Here is a 21,700-nt window from a genome sequence, read left to right on the forward strand (position 1 = left end):
CTTTTATTAGGGACAACGATCCGGAGGAGTACTTTATGCAGCAAATACTCGAAGCAGCGGGCGTCCGGGAGAAGCCCCGGGGCCGTTTTAGTCTGTTTGCCAAAATGAACAGCTTGATTGCGATTTTGTTTCTTCCGATCGTGCTCGCCTATACGTATTCGAACGATGTGACTTTTCACGTGGTCAGCCGCGAGCTTCAAACGTCCAGTGCCCGTCAGCTGACTTTTCTCTCGGGCCAGATCGATTCGAGGCTCAACCAGATGATGGATTTCAGTCTTACCTTTTCCCGCGATCCGAATGCCCGGGATTTTAACGGATTGAATGTGTGGGGGGACCGGTACGACCGGATGCAGACCCGTTACGCCATTCAGGAAAAAATGAGGCTGCAGTCCGGAGTGACGGATATCTGGCCGGCCCGTTATGCCCTGCATTCGCAGCAGAATCGCCAGGTGATCTCGAATTATGCGCGCACCGGAGACTACAGCGAAGATTATCTGCGGCGCAATATGAGCGGAAAATGGACCTACGGCGACGCGGGCAGCGGACAGCCGCCTTATTTCTATTGGTTCTACACCGACTCGCTCGGGCAGCAGGGACTGCTGACGGGCAGCAGCCTTGTCGTGGAAGCAAGTTTCAGTTCGGACAACATCCGCAATATGCTCGATACCTACAAAGCGGGCGGCCAAGGCGATCCTTTTTATTATCACAAAGGGGATGCGCCCATTCTGAACAGCAGTGCGGACCGGGAGCTGTCGGAGGCCTTGATCGCCGATCTGAATACGCATCCGCTCGAGCGTACCGCCCAGCGGATCGTAGAGCTGCGGGGACAGGATTATCTGGTCAGCTCGGTCGGTTCGGCGCATCTGGACGGCCAGTTGATCGATGTCGTGCCGCTGGGGCAGGTGCTCGGGCCGATCTCGTTCAGCCGCAATCTGTTCTATCTGTCGATCGGACTGCTGTTTGTACTTGGCGTCTCGGCTTCCGTCCTGCTGTACCGCAACGTGCAGCGTCCGATCCGCAAATTGATGAACGGTCTGCTGCGGGTGCAAAGCGGCGATTATTCGGTTCGTCTGCACGCCCGGAACCGGAACGAGTTCTCGTTCGTGTTCGAACGGTTCAACGATATGTCGCAGCGGATCCAGGAACTGATCGAGAATGTGTTCAACGAGAAGATCAGGGCCCGGGAAGCGACGCTCAAACAGCTTCAGGCCCAGATCAACCCGCATTTTCTGTATAATTGTCTGGGCTACATCATCAATATGGCGCAGATGAAAGACGAAGAAGCGGTGGTCTCCATGGCTTTCAACCTGAGTGCCTATTACCGCTACACCACCCGTATGGAAAAAGAAATCGCTCCGCTCGAAGAAGAAGTCCGTCTGCTCGTCAATTATCTCGATATCCAGAAGCTGCGAAACGGCAGAATCGATTACGGCATCGATCTTCCGGAAGAGCTGCGGCGGCAGGAGATTCCGAGGTTGATGATCCAGCCGATTGTCGAAAATGCGGTCATTCACGGAGTAGCCAAGTCCTATGCGTCGGGCGAAATCCGGATTACGGGCGGTTTGGAAGACGGATTCTGCGTGATTCGAATCGATGACGACGGACCGGGACTGGCAGCCGAAGAGTACGAAGCGCTGAATCGGAAAATGGACGAAGAACTGCGGGAAGAGATGGGCTGCGGGCTCTGGAATACGCATCAGCGAATCGTGCATCAATTCGGCAGCCGGTCGGGGCTCCGGTTCGGTCCGTCTCCGGCTGGAGGCTTCCGGACCGAAATTTTCTGGGAGATCCCCGGTAAGCAGGAAGCCGATCCGATCCGTCCGGCTGTAAGCTATTAAAGCAAGAAGGAGAGAATAATTATGCAGTTAATGATCGTCGACGACGAGATTCACTGGGTCGACAATCTGGCCATGAACAAACCCTGGGACACGCTCGGGATCGAGCTGGTACACCGGGCCTATTCCGCGCGCGAAGCGCTGGAACTGATCGAGACCCATCCGATCGATATTGTCATCTCCGATATTCTGATGCCCGAAATGAACGGGATCGAATTGATCGGGAAGATCCGCGAACGGGACCGGAAAATCAAATGCATCATGCTGTCGGGTCATTCCGACTTCGAATATGCCAAACAGGCGATTCGCCATAACGCCGTCGATTATCTGCTCAAGCCGCCGAGCGATACGGATCTGCTCGCCGCGGTCGGTTCGGCCATCTCCCAGCTGAACGCCGAGTGGGAGATGGTCAGTTCGCTGGAACGGACGAATTATGCCCTGCGCGAGAATCTTCCGCTGCTTCGCGGGCAGCTCTTGCTGGACGCATTGGACGGACAGCGGATGCCGGCCGAAGAGTGGGAGCGCAAACTGCACAACTACGGACTGCCTTTTACGGTAGGGCCGTCTGCGCTGCTGCTGGTCCGGATGGAAGAAGAATTCGGCCGATACCGCAACAACGGGCAGCCGCTGATCGAATATGCGATTATCAATATGGCCGAAGAAGTGATGGGAGAATTTCTGGAAGTCTGGGGAGTAAAAGAAGAACACGGCTATCTGGCTTTCCTGCTCCAGTTCAAGGAGGAGGCGCCGGCGGGACGCGAAGGCCTGCTCGAGAAGCTGTCGATTCAGCTTCAGTCCAAGGTCAAGCAGTTTCTCAAAGGCTCGCTGTCGATCGTCATGACCGACTCGTTCGAATTTCCGGAAGAACTGCCGGACGCTTTCCGGCGGGCAACCGCTTATTTTCGCCAAATCGTCGGAGACGAACGGGAATTCGTCATGCGCCTCAGCGAACCGGCAGGACCGCAGGAGCAGGGCGCGCTCCGTTCGTTGTACCTGCCGCCTTCGCTCGAGAACCTGCTTGAAGCCGGACGCTGGGACGAAGCCCGGGAGAAACTGCAGGCGGTCTTCGACGAACTGGACAGCAGTTGGTCGGAATCGTGGGAACACTGTATGGAAGCCGGTTTTCTGATTGCGTCTTCGTATACCAATCTGGCGCATCGCGGCGGACATACGCTGGAAAGTCTGCTCGGCAGCGAGATCGAACCGCTGCAGCGGGGAGAGGTATTCGCTTCGATCGCCCGTCTGCGCAGGTGGTCGCTCGAAGCGCTGCGTCTGCTCAAGGAAGGCACATCGAGCGAGGTCAAAGACAGCCGTTCGCTGTACGTGCGCAAGGTGCAGGCTTTTGCCGACAAAAACCTGCATCTTGACGTCTCGCTGCGCGCCTTGGCCGATCATGTCAATTTGCATCCTACCCATCTCTCCAAGATCTACAAGATCGAGACGGGCGAAGGAATCAGCGATTATGTAGCCAATCTGCGGATGGAACGGGCCTGCTACAAACTCAAATCGACCGACAAAAAAGTGTATGAAATCGGGCTGGAGATCGGCTATATGGACCCCGCGTATTTTATCAAAGTGTTCAAACGCCATTTCGGCATGACCCCGCAGGATTATCGGGACTCCGGCAAATAACGTGACAAAATCCTATCCGGCCTAACAAACTCATATAGATGCCTTCCTGTAAAAGTTGGTACAGTAACGGATGTAAGGTAGCGGTTACAAGTCAACGGGGGGGATTAAGCAATGAAAAAAATCCGGAATGCCTGGAAAATTCTTGCTGTTGCGAGTCTGTTCACAGTCAGCGCCTGCAGCGGCGCATCGGACGGAGGCAAGACCAAGGACGGAGCGCCGGTCGAAACGGAGACGGCGGCAGCCGCGTTCAAAGCCGGTAAATATGATCCGCCGATCGAGATCAGCAGCGTATTGATGCCGAAGAAGTATGTGCAGGGCGACACCAAAGAAAACAACGTCCACGATCGCTGGATGCTGGATACGCTCGGGATCAAACACAAAGATACCTGGTACCCGGCGAATGACGACCAGTACAGACAAAAACTTCAGCTGGCTGTCGCTTCGGGAGAAAAACTGCCCGATTTCGTGCCGGTCCCGACCAACCCGGTTCTGACGAACCAACTGATCGAATCCGGCCAGTTCATGCCGATCGACGAGCTGTTCGACAAGTACGCCAACAAGATTCTCAAAGATCACTCGGCCGAACATCCCGAGCTGTGGTATCCGTTCACGAAAGACGGCAAAAAGTACAATATGCCGATCCTCGAATACACGGATAACGACAATACCGAGCTGTGGCTGCGCGAAGACTGGATGGAGAAACTGAACCTTGAAGCTCCAAAAACGATCGCCGATCTTGAAGTCATCATGGATAAATTCAAAAACGAGAACCCGGACGGCTTGTCCCCGGACAAAGTATTCCCGCTGGCAATCTCGCTCAAAAACAATACGAACACCTGGATGGGCTCGCTCGACTGGCTGTTCGGAGCCTACGGAACGATTGAAGAGCAGTGGAACAAAGACGCGGACGGCAACCTGGAATACGGTTCCATCAACCCGGGTTCCAAAGAAGCTCTCGCGAAACTGCAGGAATGGATGAACAAAGGGTATATCCACGCCGACTCCGCGCTGTGGGACGAGTCGAAAGCGGCCGAGAGCTGGACCAAAGGCACGGCGGGCATTCTGCCCGGCGCGAACTGGGTACCGGACTGGCCGGCTCCCGATCTGCTGAAAGCCGTGCCGGGATCCAAGTATAAAGCCTATCCGGTCCCTGCCGGACCGGACGGAAAAATCGGAACCAAATGGCAAAACTCCGGCGTCAATGCAAGTATCATGATCAACAAAGATGCGGCGCATCCGGAAGCCATTTTCCTGTACTACAACTACCTGCTCGACAATCTCGCGGATCCGAAAGCGGGCAGCGACTACGAGTACGGTTTTGCCAAAGGATACGACTGGGATGTCGTTGACGGCAAACCGACCAGCAACAAAGACAAAATTCCGAATTTCTCCAACGAGTTCCCGTTCCTGACCGGTCCGGCCCGTATTCCGAATCTTTACATGCAAACGCTGGTCAAACTGGCGGACGGCGAAAAGCCGGTAACGCCTTACGAGAAACAAATGGCCGAGTTCCGCAAACCGGAAAACTGGTACGCGGCAAAAGTCGTCATGTCCCAAGCGGACGTCCGCAAACAGAACTACTTCACCGGAGCGGCTACGCCGACCATGATCTCGAAATGGAATCTGCTGCGTCAATCCGAGATGGAGACGTTCAACAAAATCATTTACGGCAAACTTCCGATCGACGCATTTGACGAATTCGTAGCCAGCTGGAAATCCAACGGCGGCGAACAGGTCACCAAGGAAGTCAACGAATGGTACAAATCGGTTTCTTCGGCGCAGTAACACGCAGCCTGGAAACCTTCCTTCGAACGAAAAGGGAAATCGAAAGACCGGATACCGCCGCTGCGGTGTCCGGTCTTTTTTTGGCCGATTTTGTCTGCTTCGGCGGCGGCAGCGTGTACAATAAAAACGGCGAAAGACCGGGCAGAACACAGTGCCGGAAATTTATTTGCAAAATGCGCAGGGGACGTCCTTGGCGGCTGCGTCTATTGGACGGGAAAGGGGGAGAGCACGATTGACGAACAGGAAATGATCCGCGGAATTCTGCGCGGCGATCGCGACGCTTTTCGCGAACTCGTCGACACGTACAGGCAGCCTATATTTCGTATTGCCTTCTCGGTACTGCGCAGCGAGAAGGATGCCGAAGACGTCGCGCAGGAAGTGTTTATCCAAATTCATAAATCGCTCCCCGATTACCGTTCCCAAGGGTTCAAGACCTGGATCTCCCGTATTGCGATGAACAAGGCCATCGATTTCAAGCGCAAGCAGAACCGGCAGCGCGAAGATTTGTACGATTCCGAACCGGCTCTCCTAAAAGTGGTATCGGGAGACGAAGCGCCGCTGAGCCGTATTTTGCGCGAGGAACAGTCGGAAGAAATGCGCAGACGTTTGGAAGAAATGCCTCAGGGACATCGCGATGTGATCGAAGCTTTTTATTTTCAAGGCAAAAATTACGAACAAATATCGGCGGAATTGGACGTTACGGTCAAGACCGTCGAATCGAAATTGTACCGGGCGCGAATGTGGATTCGTCAGCACTGGCAGGAGGAGGAATGGCGATGAACGAGTTCGAACGACACGGACCGCAAGACTGGATGCGTTATGTTCGGGGCACGCTGGCCGAACCGATGAGAGAACGGCTGGAGACTCTGCTGCTGCAAGGTGATGAGCAGGCTTTCGGCCAATATCTGGCGGCGCTCGAGAATGTGGGCGGGGAACTGCCGGGCCTTGCCGACGAAGAAGCATTCAGCGAACGGGTTATGGCTCTGATTCCGGAACCTGCCGACACTTCGGGTACCGGTCGGTTCGGCCGCAAATGGAGCGAGCCGATCGTACTGTATACGGTTGCCGCTGCCGCCGCGCTGCTGCTTACGTTCAGCGGAACGTTCGATCGGCTCGGCGAGCAGGCGGCAAAAGCGGCGGACGAAGCGGGCAAAATGTCGTACAGTCAACGGCTCACGGACGGAGCATCCACCTGGTTGGGCGGCTTCAAAGCGAAAGGGGAAAGCAATCATGAATCGACAACGAAGTAAATTGGCGGCACTGCTGCTGAATCTGGTACCCGGACTTGGCCATGCGTACTGGGGGAAAAAATCAAGAGGTTTCATCTATTTTATGCTTCCCTTTTTCCTGCTGGGGGCGGGAGGGCTGCTGACGTCTTTTGCCAATGACGAAGGGCCGGCGATCGTCGGTGCCGCGATGACGGTAATCGTCTGGTGTATCAGCATGTTCGATATGCTTGTAGCGGTACTGAGCCGTCCCGCGGAGCCGAACGTGCCGCCGGGGTATTACGGGCATGGGCCTGCCGGACCGTGGCACCCGGGTTACACGGCGCATCCCAACGGCGTGGAGCCTCACGGTTCGGGAGCAAGAATGGACCATGAAGAAGCGCATGCGGGATTCGGAGCCGACGAAGAGCCGGGTTACGCCCCTTACGCTCCTTATCCTCCGATCGGAGACGGACGGATGCTGCGGGAGAAAGATTATTTTTCCGACGTTCAGCGTTTTTGTACCGTCATTCTCAGCTTCGTACCGGGACTCGGCCATCTCTACATGGGATTGGTCCAGCGCGGCGTATCGTTCCTGACCGCCTTTTTCGGACTGACCACGGCCCTGATCTTCCTTACGGCTTTTACCGGAGAAGAAACGTTCCTGATGTTTCTAGGAGTGCTTCCGATCATCTGGATTTACGGGATGTTCGATGCGGTACAGCTGGCCGGACGCAAAAGCCGCGGGGAAGAACCGCGCGACTTTTCGCTTATCGAACGGTGGGACATGGGACGCGACGGCAGCGGCAAAAGCCGCACCATGGGCTTGATGCTGGCGATCGTACCGGGAGCGGCCCATATGTACTTGGGGTTGATGAAACGCGGCGCACAGCTGATGATTCTGTTTTTCGGCAGCTTGTATGTGCTCGACGTACTCGGTTTGTCGCTGTTCTTGTTCCTGGTGCCGCTGATCTGGTTCTACGCATTTTTCGATGCGCTGCAGCAGGTCGGACGCTATGGAAGAGAACCGCTGGCCGATAAGCCTTTGCTTGAAAACTTCGACGCGAACCGGGGCTGGATGGGTGTGTTACTGGTTGCGCTGGGACTGTATTATGTGCTCAAAACGATCGTCATGCCGTTTATCGATCTGTATCTGCCGTCCTTGGGATTCCTGCACGATTTCGAGCCGTACATCCGCAATACCGTCGTGGCGCTGCTGTTGATCGGAGGCGGAATCAAGCTGATGAGTTCGGGCCGCCGGGTCAAGATCTGAATCAAGACCTGAATCAAGATTTGACCGGGCAAGAATCCGCGGCTTGAAGAGGCCAGGGTTCAAACTTTCGCACGGGACAAAATACGTTAAAAAAAGTCCGCCTGTATAAGAGCCGAAGCTCTGTACGGGCGGACTTTTGATTTGGAATCAAAAGGGTCAATCTTGGGAGAGGCGGGGAAGCCGGTTCTCCAGATCCTGTCCCATTTCGGCGGAACGCTCCGCGCAGCGCTGGGCGGCCCGGATCACGGCGCCAAAAAAGTCGCTTTCGTCGAGCTTGGCGATCGCCGCCTGGGTCGCCCCGTTCGGCGAAGTCACCTTGCGGCGCAGTTCGGCCGGTTCTTCTCCGGTCTGGCGAACCATTTGGGAAGCGCCGAGTACGGTTTGTACGGTCATTTCGCGGGCTTGTTCGCGGGTAAGACCGCCGAGTACGGCCGCTTCGATCAGCGCTTCCATCATGTAGTAGACATAGGCCGGACCGCTGCCGGAAATACCGGTCAGCGCATCGATCTTGTCTTCTTCGGTCTCGATGACCGTACCGACCGCTTCGAACAGCAGACGCGCCGTGCGGCGCTGATCTTCGGACAATCCGTCCGAAAAGCTGACGCCGGTCACGCCCAGGCCGATCGAACTCGATGTATTGGGCATCGTACGGACGACAGGCTGCTCCGGCCGATTCAGCAGACTGCGAAGCGTAGCGATCGACAGACCCGCGATCATGGAAACCACCAGCGTATGCGGGCCGATCAGCGTGCCGAGCTGCTGCAGCGCTTCGGCGGCGTCTTTGGGCTTCATGGCCAGAATGACGACGGGGAAGGTGCGCAGAACACGTTCTTTCTCCTCGGGATCATTGGTTCCGGGCGTGCCGTAACGCTGTTCGAGCTGTTGAAGCTTGGCCGTATCGCTCCGGTTCAGAAACGTGATCTGCGAAGGCGCGATAACCGCCCGGGCAATCAGTCCGCGGGCGACGGCTTCGGCCATCGATCCGGCTCCGAAAAAACAAAGGCGGTCTTCGATCAGCATACGGGTTTGGGTCATAAGGGATTCATCCTTTCGTGATAGGCGGAAATAGGGAAAAGGGATCGGGCAGAGCCGATCAGGTGCGGATCTGTCCGGTTCCGTAGACGCGGTATTTGGTCGAAGTCAGCGCCGGAAGCCCCATCGGTCCGCGGGCATGCAGCTTTTGCGTACTGATACCGATCTCCGCACCGAAGCCGAATTCGAACCCGTCGGTAAAGCGTGTGGATGCATTATGGTACACAGCGGCGGCATCGACTTCATTCAGGAAGCGGACAGCATGGGCTTCGTTTTCGGTCACGATACATTCGGAATGTTTCGTACCGAAGCGCGCGATATGGGCAGCGGCTTCCTCAAGCCCGTTCACGATCTTGATATTCAGAATATAGTCGTTGTATTCCGTGCCGTAATCTTCGTCCGAAGCCGGTTTGGCTTCCGGGATAATGTCCAGCGTCCGCCGGTCGCCCCGAAGTTCGACGTTAAGTTCGAGCAGGCGATCCGCCAGGGTTCGCAGTTCGCGCTGTGCAAAGTCTTCGTGTACGATAAGCGTCTCCATCGAATTGCAGACGGAAGGGCGCTGCGCTTTGGCATTAATCGCAATCTCGGCGGCCATAACCGCATCCGCCGAAGCATCGATATACGTATGGCAGACGCCGGCGCCGGTCTCGATCACCGGGACTGTCGCGTTGCGGACAACGTTGTCGATCAGCGAACGGCCGCCTCGCGGAATAATGACATCGAGCAGTCCGTTCAGCTTGAGCATCTCGTCGACCGAAGAACGCGAAGCGTCTTCGACCACCTGCAGGGCTTCCGGCGGAAGCGCCGTTTCGGCCAACGCCGCACGCAGCACTTCGGCAATACGCCGATTGGTGGACAGCGCGGCCGAGCCGCCTCTGAGCACAACGGCGTTGCCTGTCTTGAGGCAGAGCGCGGCCGCGTCGACCGTTACGTTCGGTCTGGCTTCGTAGACAATGCCGATTACGCCGAGCGGCACGCTCACTTTCTCGATCCGCAGTCCGTTCGGCCGTTCGATCCGCTCCAGCACGGCACCGGTCGGATCGGGCAGATCGGCGACCAGCTTGAGCGCGTCGGCAATCGAAGCGATCCGGGTTTCGTTCAGCATCAGCCGGTCGAGCAGCGACTCGCTTGTCCCGCCTGCGCGGCCGCGTTCCAGGTCTTCCCGGTTGGCTTCGATCAGAGAAGCGGCCTGCGCATTCAGCGCGTCGGCCATCGCCAGCAGAGCCGCGTTCTTTTCTTCGGCAGACAGCGAAGCCATCCGGCGGGCAGCTGCCGCGGCCGCGGCGGCTTTGGTGCGTACCTCGCTCTGTACGCCGTCGGCGACCGGTGAACCGCCTGCCCGGCCTTGGGGTCCGTTTAGGTTTGTTTTCGTCATCTTCGTTTCCTCCCGGTATTCGTTTTGGGGCCTTTGCAGACCCAGTGGCGTCTTGGAACTCAGCCGAGCGAGATCCATTCGTCCCGGTGAATCGCTTCAAGCCGGTGCAGCCCGTTCAGCCTTTCGAGGACTTTGGGTCCGGGCAGGCCGCAGACGCGCCGCAGATCTTCCATATCGTAATTGACGACGCCGCGGCCCACGATATCGCCGGCCGGTCCGCGAACTTCAACAACATCGCCCGCATGGAATTGTCCTTCCACCGCCGTAATCCCGACCGGCAGGAGGCTTCGGCCTTCTTCGGCTAGCGCGCGTTTGGCGCCGGCATCGACGATCAGGGCGCCCAGCGGCCGGGACAGATATCCGAGCCACTGCTTTTTGACGGACATGGCGGACAGCAGCGTCGTGAAATGGGTGCCGCGGCCTCCGCCGTCCGCGGCTGCCGCCAGATCGCCGGTTTCGTCGGCACGTCCGACGAACACCGGCACGCCGCCGCGGGTCGCGATCCGGGCAGCGTCGAGTTTGGATCTCATGCCTCCGGTACCGACGCTGCTGCCGCTGCCGCCGGCCATCCGGTAAATCTCGTCGCTGATATCGCCGATCGTCTCGTATTTGAGAGCGCCCGGGTCATGCCGCGGATCGGCGCTGTACAGCCCGTCCGTATCGGTGAGGATGACGAGACGCTCCGCTTTGACCAGATTGGCGACGAGTGCCGACAGCGTGTCATTGTCGCCGAACTTCAGTTCGTCGACCGAGACCGTATCGTTTTCGTTGAAGATCGGCAGAATGCCCCGTTCGAGCAGTTCTTCGATAGTCATAACGGCGCTGCCGATCCGTTTGCGGCTGTGAAAGTCGGTGCGCGTCAGCAGAATCTGGGCGGCTACATGACCGTGTTCGGCCAGCGCTTCCTGATACGCGCGCATCAGCAGCGCTTGTCCCACGGCCGCCGAAGCCTGCTTTTCGTGCAGTTTCTTCGGCCGCTCCGGATAACCGATCGCCCGGAATCCGGCTGCGACCGCACCGGACGTAACGAGCAGCGGCTGGAATCCGCGCCGGTACAATCCGGCCAGCTCGCCTGCGAAGTAGGCGACCGCTGCGCCGTTCAATCCGCCCTGACTTCCCGTGAGCGAACTGCTGCCTATTTTGACTACGATGCGTTTTTGCATGAATTCTCCTTCTTTCTGCGGGCAGGAACGATAAAAAGGCTTTCGTCCAGGCGCAGCTCATGCTGCGCGAAGGACGAAAGCCGGATCTGTGCTTCCGCGGTACCACCTTGATTGACGGCCTGAGCCGTCCCACTTGAACCCCGATAACGGAAAGGAACCGTCCGGGCTTGTGGCCCGGATCGCTCGGAGGTAGGATTCGGAAAAGTCCGACCGTGAATTCTCGCAGCCGAGGCCGAAAATCGAAACCGACAGGTTGGAATTTTGGGACCGGATCCGCCCGAACGCATGCCAACATGCGAACAGGTTCTCCGGAACGAAAAGCCAAGCGGCGGATCCAAAATCGTGCCAAGGAATTCACTCTCTGTAAGGCGGGTATTTTCGTACTGGCCCCGTCATTGCGATGCAACATTTGGTTTTTCCTAGAATAGCACGGAGAACCGAGTTTGTAAAAGGAGGAATTTGCGAACGTTCGGACCGTGCCGCGCCGCCCGGTTCAGGAACGTTCCAGGCGCTGCATCGTCGCGCGCAGCGTTTCGATGAACGCTTCCGCCGCTTTGGACAGCGAACGGCCTTTGCGGTAGGCGATGACCAGGGTGCGGTAAGGCACCGGATCGGCCAACGGGAGGTAGACCGGCAGCAGCTCGCTGCGTTTGGAGCGGGAGACGAATCGGGGCACAAGCGTTACGCCCATTCCGGCAGCCACGAGCGACTGCAGCGTCTCCATGTTGCTGCTCTCGAACACCACCTGAGGTTCGTAGCCCGCCTGACGGCACAGGTCGAGCACCATTTTGCGAAAACCCTGTCCCTGTTTCAAAATAATGAACGGCTCATGCTCAAGCTCGCGCATATCGATGCCCGAAGCGGGAGACGCACCCGAGAGTTGGGCCAGCCGGTGATTCGGAGGAACCGCCAGGTCGATCGGCTCGTCGGCGATCCATTCGTAGTCCAGCGTCGGTTCGTTCAAAGGGAGCGACAGCAGGCTGATATCGGTTTTGCCGCCCGCGGTCAGCCGTTCGAGATTTTGCGAAGTATCTTCGAGCAGCGTGACGTCGATGCCGGGGTAGCCGCCCCGAAACGCCGGCAGCACGTGCGGCAGCAGGTGGGAGCCGGTCGTCGGCATGCTGCCGACGGTGATCCGCCCTTTGCGCAGCTGCGAAATGTCTTCCATCTCGACCCGCAGCAGGTCCATTTCGTCGACGATCCGCTGTGCGCGCTTCATGAACTCGTGTCCCGCATGCGTCAGCTGAACGGTGCTTGTATTGCGCTGGAACAGCAGCACGCCGAGTTCCTTTTCCAATTTGGAGAGCTGCTGGCTCAGCGAAGGCTGGGCGATATGCAGCTTCTCCGCCGCGCGCGAAAAATTCCGCTCGGCGGCGATCATGAGGGCGTATTGAAGCTGTCTCAATTCCATGTAGGGATTCTCCTTCGGGGCAAGGGTTCGAGCCGTAGCTTGTTTGTCCGCCTGGGGCTTGTCCGTTTCATTTTACCGCTGTCCGGCAGGATTCGTCTATAGGTAAAACCTATTAGGATTATAGTTATTATATCTTGGAACAATGAGATGACTCCATGTTATATTTAACCCACTAACAAAACCTGGCCTTGATACTCGTGAAACGGGCCGGTTTGAATCCAGCAGCGGGGTGAACGAGATGAGCAAAAAAACGATGTATGAAAAGATCTGGGAAAATCACGTGATTCATCAAGAGGAAGGCAAGCCGTCCATCATCTATATCGATCTTCATTTGGTGCATGAAGTCACATCGCCGCAGGCATTCGAAGGCCTTCGGCTCAGCAACCGCCAAGTCCGCCGTCCGGACCGCACGTTCGCGACGATGGATCATAACGTACCGACAACGGATCGCTTCAATATCAAAGATCCGATTTCCAAGCAGCAGATCGACACCCTGTCGCAAAACTGCAAAGACTTCGGCGTCAAACTGTTCGACCTCGACACGATCGACCAAGGCGTCGTACACGTCATGGGACCGGAGCTGGGCCTGACCCATCCGGGCAAAACGATCGTCTGCGGAGACAGCCACACTTCCACGCACGGGGCGTTCGGCGCTTTGTCGTTCGGGATCGGCACCAGCGAAGTCGAGCACGTTCTGGCGACCCAGTGTCTGCAGCAGGGCAGATCCAAGACGATGGAAGTCCGTTTTATCGGCAATCGTAAACCGGGCGTTACGGCCAAAGATATGATTCTGGGTGTCATTGCCAAATACGGAACCGATTTCGCGACGGGTTACGTGCTGGAATATACGGGCGAGTCGATCCGCAGCCTGACGATGGAAGAGCGGATGACGGTCTGCAACATGTCGATCGAAGGCGGAGCGAGAGCGGGATTGATCGCACCGGACGAAACGACGTTCGAGCATATCCGGGGACGCCAGTACGCGCCACAGGGCGAAGCGTTCGAAGCGGCGGTAGCCGATTGGAAAAAACTCGTGACGGACGAAGGCGCGCAGTATGACCGCGTCGTCGAATTCGATGTCGATTCCCTCATTCCTCAGGTGACCTGGGGAACCAGCCCGGGCATGGGCGCGGATATCGATTCGGTTGTGCCGAATCCGGCCGACTTTACGACCGAGAACGAACGCCGGGCCGCCGAGAAAGCGCTGGAATATATGGATCTGGTTCCGGGAACCCGGATGTCCGATATTCCGATCGATTACGTCTTTATCGGTTCCTGCACCAACGGACGGATCGAAGACCTGCGCGCCGCAGCCGAAATTGCCAAAGGCTACAAAGTGGCGGACCAGGTAACGGCGATTGTCGTTCCGGGTTCCGGCCGCGTCAAGCTTCAGGCGGAAGAAGAAGGCCTGGACGCGATCTTCCGCGAAGCGGGCTTCGAATGGCGCGAAGCGGGATGCAGCATGTGTCTGGCGATGAATCCGGACGTTCTGCAGCCGGGACAGCGCTGCGCTTCGACTTCGAACCGCAACTTCGAAGGCCGTCAGGGCCGCGGAGGACGTACGCATCTGGTATCGCCGGCCATGGCCGCCGCAGCCGCGATTCAGGGACATTTTACCGACGTACGCGACTGGACATTCAAGACCGAAGTCGTCAGCTGACCAATCTCCGGAAAGAAGGGACTTATTATGGAAGAATTCAAACAATTAAACGGACTCGTCGCCCCGGTCGATCGGGTCAATGTCGATACGGATGCCATCATTCCCAAGCAGTTTCTCAAACGCATCGAACGGACGGGTTTCGGCCAGTTTCTGTTTTTCGAATGGCGCTTTGACCAAGAAGGAAATGTGAATCCTGCGTTTGAGATGAACAAGCCGCGTTATGAAGGAGCCGAAGTGCTGATCTCCCGTGCCAACTTCGGCTGCGGATCGTCGCGCGAACACGCGCCGTGGGCTATTCTGGACTACGGATTCCGTGTGGTGATCGCGCCGTCGTTCGCCGACATTTTCTACAACAACTGTTTCAAAAACGGCATTCTTCCGATCAAGCTGTCCGAAGAGCAGGTTCAGGATCTGTTTTCCCGCACGGCCGAACATGAAGGCTACCGCCTGAACGTCAACCTCGAAGAGAAGACGCTGACCGACGCTTACGGACTGCGGATCGACTTCGACCTGGACGAACACCGCCGCCAATTCCTGCTTCAAGGATTGGACGATATCGGCCTGACGCTGCAGCATGAATCCGAAATCTCCGCATACGAAGCCAAACGCGCCGAACGGGCATACGTCTGATAGAAGTCGGCTTACCGCCGAAGCATTCGTTTTTCGACAAGCGCCGCCTGCTTATCCAGCAGTGCGGCGCTTGTTTGCGCGCGTTTTAACCGGGGATCAAGAAGGTCAAAAAGGAAACGGCGGGGAAATCTGTAACGGATTCGAGAAAAATCATTGGTTTTTTGAAAAAAACGTTGGAAAGAGAGCCGGATCTGCCGATAGAAAAACGAGGGGAAGGAAAGGCGAGCCGTATGTCAACAATAAAGGGCATTCGCCGGGGATGGATCCGGTTGGCGGAGGCCAAGGATGTGATGACCGTCGGGAATATCACGATGGTACCGATCCGGGTCGTATCCGAAGATCTCGGGTACAAAGTCGTCTGGAACAAGCAGCGGCGGATCGCGATCGGAGAAGGATCGGATCGACTGGTACTGACCCTCAAAGAGACATCGGCCGAAGCCGGCCCCGTAAGCGTTTCGCTGCAGCAGCCTCCGCCCGCGTCGCTGCAGCAGATCCGTTTCGCGGACGGACGGCTGTCCGTGCTGCTGGACGGCGCATACTCGCCCGTAAGCTCGGTGCTGACCGGGCCGGACCGGATTATGGTGGATCTGCCTGGTACGGCGCTTGGAAGCGGATTTGTTCAGGGGGCTTTCGGGACCGTACAATCAAGGTTCGATCGAAACGCAGGGGCAGGTCGGGGTCAAAGGCGTTCGTTTCTCGCTGTTCAGCCGTTCGCCGCCTTCGGTCCGGATCGTGATCGATCTGGAGCGGCCTCCCGATTACAAAATCTATAGTCAGGGTCAGGTCCTGTTCGTGGAACCGGCCCAAACCGGCGATACCCCGTCCGACAAGCTGGATCCCGGAAGCATGGTCCCGGAAGTCGGAGATGCCGGCCGCCGGGTAGTCGTCGTGGACGCCTGACACGGGGGCAAGCAGACCGGTGCGGTGGGCATGGGAGGCGTGCTTGAAAAAGACCTCAATCTGGCGATGTCACTTAAAGTCGAAGCACAGCTGAAACGGTTGGCCGGAGTCGATATCGTTATGACCCGCGGCGACGATACGACATTGTCGCTGCAGGGACGCGTCGATATCGCCGAAAGCGTACATGCGGATGCGTTCGTGTCTGTTCACGGCAACAGCATGCCATCGGTTCGCCGCCTACAAGCGGTACGGAAACATTGTATTCGCGTCCAGACAACCAAGCTTTTGCCAAAACGATGCAAAGACATGTACTCGAAGCGACCGGTCTCCACAGCAGGGGGCGAAAACGCAAAGTCTTCATGCCACCCGGGAGACGACCATGCCGGCAGTCCTGGCCGAAACGGGATTTAGGAGTCCCGGAGGGAATATCGAGCGGATGATCGACGGAAATTGGCAGGACAAAGTGGCCGCGCCGATCGCTGCGGGCATTGCGGAGTATCACGGATTAAGCGTGAATTGATGACAAAATTGAAATAAATGCCGCAACTTTTCAAAAAAGGCCGCGTCTAAATTAACGTGAGCAGCTGTTGGGATGTCAATGGTTCGGAATCGTCCGAAAAGCGTTTGGGAGCAAGCGCAGGTAGGACCGAAGTCCGACGAAAAAAGCGAAGAATTTAGAGGTGGATAATGAAAAAGTATGTTTTGATGACAGTGATGGCGGTCCTGATGTTGATGTTCTTGCTCCCGCATACGGGACAAGCGGCCTCGTCCGGAACCAAGATTCTCTTGGACAACCGCGAGTTGGCCAACGCAGACGCGTTAACGGTCAGCCAAAGCACGATGGTGCCGATCCGGGTCGTATCCGAAGAACTGGGTTACAAGGTTCGTTGGAATCAATCGGCCCAGCAGGTGAGCATCGTCAGCGGTGCGGATACCGTTGTACTCACCATTAACCAGAAAACGGCCACGGCAAACGGGGCCCTCGTTTCTCTGACCCAGCCGGCCGTCGCACAGAACGAAACGACTTACGTGCCGCTGCGCTTCGTCAGTTCACAGCTTGGACTTCAAGTCAAATGGGAAAATGCCGCCAAAACCGTACACCTGTTTACACAGGGTAATCCGGCCGGCGGACAGATCGGAGCGACCACTCCCGGAACTACTCCCGGAGACTCGATGACGCCGGTAACTACGCCCGTAACGCCTTCGGCGGAAGTGAAAGCCATCAGCTTCAGCGACAACCGGCTGTTGATTTCGACCGACAAAGCGGTTACCGCGAAAGACTCCGTGCTGACGGGACCCAACCGGATCCTGATCGAACTTCCGAACACGAGATTCGGCTCGGCAATCGGCGGGAATCTCGCTGTGGGCGAGACCGGCACCCTTTCTTCCGTCAATGCGGAGAACGTGTCGAAAATCCGGTATTTCGTTCCGAAATCGTCGCCTAACAGCGTCCAGGTCGTGATCGATCTGAAGAGCGTCAATACCTACAAATTGTCGGCCGAGGGAACTTCCTTGTTCGTGGCTCTCGATAAAGCGGCCGCGCCGACGACCAATGTGGGCGGAAACGGCAAAAAAGTGATCGTGATCGATGCCGGACATGGCGACCATGATCCGGGCGCGGTCGGCAACAGCCTCCGCGAGAAAGACGCCAATCTGGGCATCGCGCTCAAAGTCGAAGCCATTTTGAAAAAGAACCCGAAAGTCGATCTGGTGATGACGCGGAGCGATGACACGTTCCTCGAATTGAAAGAACGCGTTCGGGTGGCCCAAAATGTCAACGCCGACGTCTTTATCTCGATCCACAACAACAGCGGTTCGGCCGCAGCGAACGGTACCGAAACATACTACCAGCGTGCCAACAGCAAGACGCTGGCAACGACCCTGCACAAGTACATTCTCGAAGCGACCGGCTTCAAGGACCGCAAAGTGCAGTACGGCAATTTCCATGTCATTCGCGAGACGACAATGCCTGCGGCTCTGCTCGAAATCGGCTTTGTCAGCAACGCGGCAGAAGCGGCCCAGCTCAAAACGGATGCTTTCCAACAGCGTGTAGCCGAGGCGATTGCCAAAGGACTGCTCGAATATTTGGGACTATAGAACGAAAAAGGCCCCGGCGCCCAATGTGCCGGGGCCGATTGTTTGAACCGGCAGGAAAGCGAAGTGCCGACGGCGAATCTTTAAGGTTAGCGGTTGGATCGCTTGTACATAAGAAAGGGGACAAAAAATATGCAGCATATCAAATTCAACAAGATGGTTCCGGCCGTTCTGGCCGTCATGATGGGGGCAAGCGGCGGCTCTGTCGCTCTGGCGGCCGAGGTGCCGGCTTCTTCGGCAGCTGCGGCACCTTCGGCAACGGCAGCGTCCGCGGCGGGCTTCAGCGATGTGAAGTCCGGATACTGGGCGGAGAAACACATTTATAAACTTGCCGCGCAGGGTATCGTGCTCGGGCAAAACGGCCAATTCAAGCCAGGCGATAACATTACCCGTCAGGAAGCGGTCACGATGGCGATCCGTTTCGCCGGGGCGGAAAGCGGACTGGGCACGATCGAAACTTCGGTGCTTCCCGACAAGCTGACCGTCAACAATTATTTCAAACCGTATGTGGATCTGGCGCTCGAAAAAGGGCTGCTCAAGTCCGCGGAAGAAACCGATCTTGACGGCAAAGCCTGGGGAACGCAGCCGGCAAGCCGCGAGTGGGTAACCAAAATCCTGGTCCGCGCCATCGGCAAAGAATCCGAAGCGCTGTCTGCGGCGGCCGCTACCTCGTTCGCCGATAACGCCGACATTGCCAAAGCGAATCTCGGCTACGTCAGCACCGCCGTCAAACTCGGCATCGCACAAGGGATGGACAACAACAAGTTCAATCCGGGCGGTTCGGTTACGCGCGCACAGATGGCGACTTTCTTCAGCCGGGCCCAAAGTTACATAACGCCTGCCTATGCCGGAACGACGACGGGAATCGTGACGGGGCTGACCCCGAACTCCGTTACTTTGTATGCGGAAGGCAAAAGCGCCACCTACGCGCTGAGCGCTTCGACGCCTTATTTCGCTGCCGGTGCCGACACCCGCGTGCAGGCTTCCGAGCTGAAATTGTATACCCGGGTCATGGCGGCAGGCGCAAACGGCCAGGCCGCTTACGTCGAAATCGTCGATCCCAAAGCACAGGTGGAGACGATTACGGGAGAATTCGACCGTTTGACCGATAACCGTACGCTTTTCCTGAAAACGGCTTCCGACTATCCCAAATACGAGTACGACGCTTCGACCGTATTCCTGGACCAGAACGGCAGTCCGATCGATCCCAAGAATATCAGCGCGGGAAGCCGCGTGTCGCTGCTGAGAGAAACGTACTCCGGCGAAAATAAAATCCTGACGATTCAGATGACATCCGGCAATATCAGCAAAAACGATACGGGGACGGTCGCTACCGTGGATGCGGCTTCGGGCACGATTACGTTTGTCGGATCGGCCGGCGCATCGGAGACGTACAAATTCGATTCCGGATCGATTATCCGCTACGGCAACGAAATTGTAGGCTTGTCCGATCTCAAAGCGGGCAGCAAAGTCCGTTATACGATCGAAAACAACGCCGTTCGTACCGTCGAAGTGACAGAAAGCGTCGAACGCACCCTGACCGCATCGCTGTACCAGACATCTGCCGACGGATCCACGCTGACTTACAAGACGGACGGAGGCGCACTTGAGGTCAAACTGCTTGCGGACAAAGCCGAAGTTATCATCGGAGGCAAAATCGCTTCGCTGCAGGACCTGATTCCGGACAAAACGCAGGGAGACCGCGTGGAATTGACCCTGAACGGCAGCGGGGAAGTCACCCGTATCGTGGTCAAAAACCGGGAAGCGACCCAGCTGTCGCTCGCAACGGTCAGTTCATACGACGCGGCTACGGGCGTGCTTGCGGTGATCGATACGGCGGGCAAACCGTATGCGTTCACGCTCGACGCCAACGCCAAGCTTGCCTACAACGTTCCTGCGCCGACGCTCAAAGGAATCGAGCCGCTGCTGATCAAAGGCCGCGGATTGAACCTGACGGCGGTAGGCAGCCGCCTGATCTCCCTCGAACTCGTCTATAAGTACGAAGGCACGGTTGAACAGGTGAATGCCGCATCACAGGCGGTTACGCTGAAGCTGGACGACGGCACAAGCATCAAACTGCCTTACGGCACAACCGGTACGGTCGTTCAGGTATACGGGGTCAGCGGCGCCACCATGGCGAATGTAAAAGCGGGCGACCGGATCGTCGCTTCGCTCTACGCCGACCGCGTAGCGCTGCAGTCCGTGGCCGTTCAGACCACCAAGCAGTTCCGCGTCATCGACACGACGCCGGGAAGCAGCCGCTTGAGCGTCGAGCAGGGCGGAACAACCGCAAGCCTGTTCGTCGACAACAAAGCGATCTTCAATGCGCAGGGGGCCCAGATCGGATACGCCGGTCTGACGGCCGGCGCTTTGGTCGATGTGACGTTCAGCGGCCCGGAAGTATCCAAAGTCAAATTGTCCGACAGTATGCTCGGTACGATCCAGAGCGTCGATCCGGCCGGTCGTTCCGTTACGCTGCTGACTTCGACAGGAGCGGCACGGACCTACTCGGGCGCCGTTTCGCCGCTCAACGTCAGTCAGAACGGATCGCTTGTATCCGGGTTGAGAACCCTGACGGCGGGGCAGCATGTACAGGCTGTCGTTCAACCCGACGGCAGCACGACTTTCACGATATTCCAGGCATTGAGCAAAACATTTGCGAGATACGACGCCGTGACGCAGACGGTCGTAGTCAAAATCACGCCGGGTTCCGCGGAGAACAACGTGTTCAAGGTGGCGCCGGAAGCATGGATTCATCAAGGAACAACGAATATCGGCGTGCAATCGCTCGTCGGAGATGATAAAATCGTATTGTATCTGAATAACAACGTCGTATACGAGCTTGTGAAGCAATAGATTTCGGCCCGGCGGCTCGCCGGGTTCGGCCAGGCCGGCTCGGCGCGAACGCCATCGTTCGCACCGGCCGGTTTGTCTTTGACATCGATTGTCTGTCCTTGCTCGTCCTTGCGGCGCGGGAAAAGGATTGAGCCATGACCAACGCGAAAGTCAGACATATCCTGGACACGATAGCCGGACTGTATCCGGATGCGCACTGCGAACTCGAACACGGGAACGCGTTCGAGCTGACGATCGCGGTACTGCTGTCGGCCCAATGCACGGATGCCACGGTGAATAAAGTGACCCGGGATCTGTTCCAAAAGTATCATACGCCGGCAGACTATCTTTCGGTCCCGCGCGAGGAACTGGAACAGGATATTCGCCGGATCGGGTTGTACCGCAACAAAGCCAAGCATATTCAAAGTCTTTGCGGGCTGCTGATCGAGCAGTACGGAGGAGAAATTCCGAGCGTGCACGACGAGCTGGTCAAGCTGCCCGGCGTAGGGCGCAAGACCGCAAACGTCGTGGTCTCCAACGCTTTTGGGGTCCCGGCTATTGCGGTCGACACCCATGTCGAGCGGGTATCCAAACGTCTCGGGCTTGCGGCGCCGGAAGATTCCGTACTGGAAGTCGAAAAGAAGCTGATGAAAAAAGTGCCGAAAGACGAATGGACGCTCACGCACCATCGCCTGATTTTTTTCGGTCGGTATCACTGCAAGGCCCAATCTCCGAACTGCCAGGTCTGTCCGCTGCTCGACGTCTGCAAAGAAGGCAAAAAGCGCATGAAGACGTCGACGGTGCGCAGAACCCGCCAATCGGGATAAGGCGGTTTCGGAAAAGAGATCGACAAATTACACAAAAAGAGGA

At 57.1% G+C, this 21,700-nt stretch carries 17 protein-coding genes and 1 pseudogene; 14 read left to right on the forward strand and 4 right to left on the reverse strand.

From position 1 onward, the window contains the following. The first annotated feature begins 35 nt into the window (after window positions 1-35). The 6 genes from HOP44_RS03270 (at window position 36) to HOP44_RS03295 (ending at window position 7,730) form a co-directional block, all read left to right on the forward strand. Window positions 36-1,838, forward strand: a complete 1,803-nt coding sequence (locus tag HOP44_RS03270) for a sensor histidine kinase (RefSeq protein ID WP_246369552.1) — start codon at window positions 36-38, stop codon at window positions 1,836-1,838. 21 nt (window positions 1,839-1,859) lie between these two features. After that, window positions 1,860-3,467, forward strand: coding sequence for a response regulator (locus HOP44_RS03275; protein WP_172250504.1), 1,608 nt, complete (start codon window positions 1,860-1,862; stop codon window positions 3,465-3,467). Window positions 3,468-3,578: 111 nt separating this feature from the next. Beyond that, window positions 3,579-5,252: a type 2 periplasmic-binding domain-containing protein gene (locus tag HOP44_RS03280; RefSeq protein ID WP_172250506.1), complete on the forward strand. Its 1,674-nt coding sequence runs from the start codon at window positions 3,579-3,581 to the stop codon at window positions 5,250-5,252. 246 nt (window positions 5,253-5,498) lie between these two features. Then, on the forward strand, window positions 5,499-6,032 hold the full coding sequence (locus tag HOP44_RS03285) for an RNA polymerase sigma factor (protein ID WP_172196276.1): 534 nt from the start codon (window positions 5,499-5,501) through the stop codon (window positions 6,030-6,032). Continuing rightward, window positions 6,029-6,502, forward strand: a complete 474-nt coding sequence (locus HOP44_RS03290; RefSeq protein WP_172250508.1) for a hypothetical protein — start codon at window positions 6,029-6,031, stop codon at window positions 6,500-6,502. The genes HOP44_RS03285 and HOP44_RS03290 overlap by 4 nt, the downstream gene beginning before the upstream one ends. Continuing rightward, window positions 6,483-7,730 (forward strand): multi-tm2 domain protein, encoded by a 1,248-nt coding sequence (locus HOP44_RS03295; protein WP_172250510.1) that lies wholly within the window; start codon window positions 6,483-6,485, stop codon window positions 7,728-7,730. The genes HOP44_RS03290 and HOP44_RS03295 overlap by 20 nt, the downstream gene beginning before the upstream one ends. Before the next feature lie 156 nt (window positions 7,731-7,886). Here the strand turns inward: HOP44_RS03295 and proC are convergent, their stop codons facing one another. From proC to HOP44_RS03315, 4 genes are all read right to left on the reverse strand, one after another. Further along, window positions 7,887-8,765 carry a pyrroline-5-carboxylate reductase gene (gene proC, locus HOP44_RS03300; RefSeq protein WP_172250512.1) on the reverse strand — a complete coding sequence of 293 codons (879 nt, stop codon included), beginning with the start codon at window positions 8,763-8,765 and terminating at the stop codon, window positions 7,887-7,889. 58 nt (window positions 8,766-8,823) lie between these two features. Further along, window positions 8,824-10,137, reverse strand: a complete 1,314-nt coding sequence (locus HOP44_RS03305) for a glutamate-5-semialdehyde dehydrogenase (protein ID WP_172250514.1) — start codon at window positions 10,135-10,137, stop codon at window positions 8,824-8,826. A 59-nt stretch (window positions 10,138-10,196) separates the two neighbouring features. Then, the gene (gene proB / locus HOP44_RS03310) at window positions 10,197-11,300 is read right to left on the reverse strand and encodes a glutamate 5-kinase (protein ID WP_172250516.1); all 1,104 of its coding nucleotides are present in this window, start codon (window positions 11,298-11,300) and stop codon (window positions 10,197-10,199) included. Window positions 11,301-11,793: 493 nt separating this feature from the next. Then, window positions 11,794-12,711: a LysR family transcriptional regulator gene (locus HOP44_RS03315; RefSeq protein ID WP_172250518.1), complete on the reverse strand. Its 918-nt coding sequence runs from the start codon at window positions 12,709-12,711 to the stop codon at window positions 11,794-11,796. A 238-nt stretch (window positions 12,712-12,949) separates the two neighbouring features. On the opposite strand from HOP44_RS03315, the gene leuC reads away from it, so the two are divergent. The 8 genes and pseudogenes from leuC to nth all read left to right on the forward strand — a co-directional run bounded on the left by leuC (window position 12,950) and on the right by nth (window position 21,657). Then, on the forward strand, window positions 12,950-14,371 hold the full coding sequence (gene leuC / locus HOP44_RS03320; protein WP_172196283.1) for a 3-isopropylmalate dehydratase large subunit: 1,422 nt from the start codon (window positions 12,950-12,952) through the stop codon (window positions 14,369-14,371). 27 nt (window positions 14,372-14,398) lie between these two features. Beyond that, on the forward strand, window positions 14,399-15,001 hold the full coding sequence (gene leuD / locus HOP44_RS03325) for a 3-isopropylmalate dehydratase small subunit (protein ID WP_172250520.1): 603 nt from the start codon (window positions 14,399-14,401) through the stop codon (window positions 14,999-15,001). Window positions 15,002-15,231: 230 nt separating this feature from the next. Next, window positions 15,232-15,774 (forward strand): stalk domain-containing protein, encoded by a 543-nt coding sequence (locus HOP44_RS03330; RefSeq protein WP_172250522.1) that lies wholly within the window; start codon window positions 15,232-15,234, stop codon window positions 15,772-15,774. 139 nt (window positions 15,775-15,913) lie between these two features. After that, window positions 15,914-16,117, forward strand: a pseudogene (locus HOP44_RS23225) (N-acetylmuramoyl-L-alanine amidase family protein); the annotation flags it as partial. After that, window positions 16,092-16,421, forward strand: coding sequence for an N-acetylmuramoyl-L-alanine amidase (locus HOP44_RS03335; RefSeq protein ID WP_253915564.1), 330 nt, complete (start codon window positions 16,092-16,094; stop codon window positions 16,419-16,421). The pseudogene HOP44_RS23225 and the gene HOP44_RS03335, both read left to right, overlap by 26 nt. A 167-nt stretch (window positions 16,422-16,588) precedes the next feature. Next, entirely contained in the window at window positions 16,589-17,998 is a 1,410-nt protein-coding gene (locus HOP44_RS03345) for an N-acetylmuramoyl-L-alanine amidase family protein (RefSeq protein WP_172250526.1), read from the forward strand. Between the two features lie 129 nt (window positions 17,999-18,127). Further along, window positions 18,128-20,851, forward strand: coding sequence for an S-layer homology domain-containing protein (locus HOP44_RS03350; protein ID WP_172250528.1), 2,724 nt, complete (start codon window positions 18,128-18,130; stop codon window positions 20,849-20,851). Window positions 20,852-20,985: 134 nt separating this feature from the next. Continuing rightward, a complete protein-coding gene (nth, locus tag HOP44_RS03355) occupies window positions 20,986-21,657 on the forward strand; it encodes an endonuclease III (RefSeq protein WP_172250530.1) in 672 nt (223 codons plus the stop codon). The last annotated feature ends 43 nt before the right edge of the window (window positions 21,658-21,700 follow it).

The sequence above is a fragment of the Saccharibacillus deserti genome, from assembly GCF_013618475.1.
Taxonomy (GTDB): Bacteria; Bacillota; Bacilli; order Paenibacillales; family Paenibacillaceae; genus Saccharibacillus; species Saccharibacillus deserti.

Excerpts from the sequence above, each read along its gene's own strand:
- leuD (WP_172250520.1), top strand. The coding sequence starts at position 14,399 with ATGGAAGAATTCAAACAATTAAACGGACTCGTCGCCCCGGTCGATCGG.
- proB (WP_172250516.1), bottom strand. The coding sequence starts at position 11,300 with ATGCAAAAACGCATCGTAGTCAAAATAGGCAGCAGTTCGCTCACGGGA.
- HOP44_RS03345 (WP_172250526.1), top strand. The coding sequence starts at position 16,589 with ATGAAAAAGTATGTTTTGATGACAGTGATGGCGGTCCTGATGTTGATG.
- HOP44_RS03290 (WP_172250508.1), top strand. The coding sequence starts at position 6,029 with ATGAACGAGTTCGAACGACACGGACCGCAAGACTGGATGCGTTATGTT.
- HOP44_RS03280 (WP_172250506.1), top strand. The coding sequence starts at position 3,579 with ATGAAAAAAATCCGGAATGCCTGGAAAATTCTTGCTGTTGCGAGTCTG.
- HOP44_RS03315 (WP_172250518.1), bottom strand. The coding sequence starts at position 12,711 with ATGGAATTGAGACAGCTTCAATACGCCCTCATGATCGCCGCCGAGCGG.
- leuC (WP_172196283.1), top strand. The coding sequence starts at position 12,950 with ATGAGCAAAAAAACGATGTATGAAAAGATCTGGGAAAATCACGTGATT.
- proC (WP_172250512.1), bottom strand. The coding sequence starts at position 8,765 with ATGACCCAAACCCGTATGCTGATCGAAGACCGCCTTTGTTTTTTCGGA.
- HOP44_RS03270 (WP_246369552.1), top strand. The coding sequence starts at position 36 with ATGCAGCAAATACTCGAAGCAGCGGGCGTCCGGGAGAAGCCCCGGGGC.
- HOP44_RS03295 (WP_172250510.1), top strand. The coding sequence starts at position 6,483 with ATGAATCGACAACGAAGTAAATTGGCGGCACTGCTGCTGAATCTGGTA.
- HOP44_RS03305 (WP_172250514.1), bottom strand. The coding sequence starts at position 10,137 with ATGACGAAAACAAACCTAAACGGACCCCAAGGCCGGGCAGGCGGTTCA.
- HOP44_RS03285 (WP_172196276.1), top strand. The coding sequence starts at position 5,499 with ATGATCCGCGGAATTCTGCGCGGCGATCGCGACGCTTTTCGCGAACTC.
- nth (WP_172250530.1), top strand. The coding sequence starts at position 20,986 with ATGACCAACGCGAAAGTCAGACATATCCTGGACACGATAGCCGGACTG.
- HOP44_RS03335 (WP_253915564.1), top strand. The coding sequence starts at position 16,092 with ATGCGTTCGTGTCTGTTCACGGCAACAGCATGCCATCGGTTCGCCGCC.
- HOP44_RS03350 (WP_172250528.1), top strand. The coding sequence starts at position 18,128 with ATGCAGCATATCAAATTCAACAAGATGGTTCCGGCCGTTCTGGCCGTC.
- HOP44_RS03330 (WP_172250522.1), top strand. The coding sequence starts at position 15,232 with ATGTCAACAATAAAGGGCATTCGCCGGGGATGGATCCGGTTGGCGGAG.
- HOP44_RS03275 (WP_172250504.1), top strand. The coding sequence starts at position 1,860 with ATGCAGTTAATGATCGTCGACGACGAGATTCACTGGGTCGACAATCTG.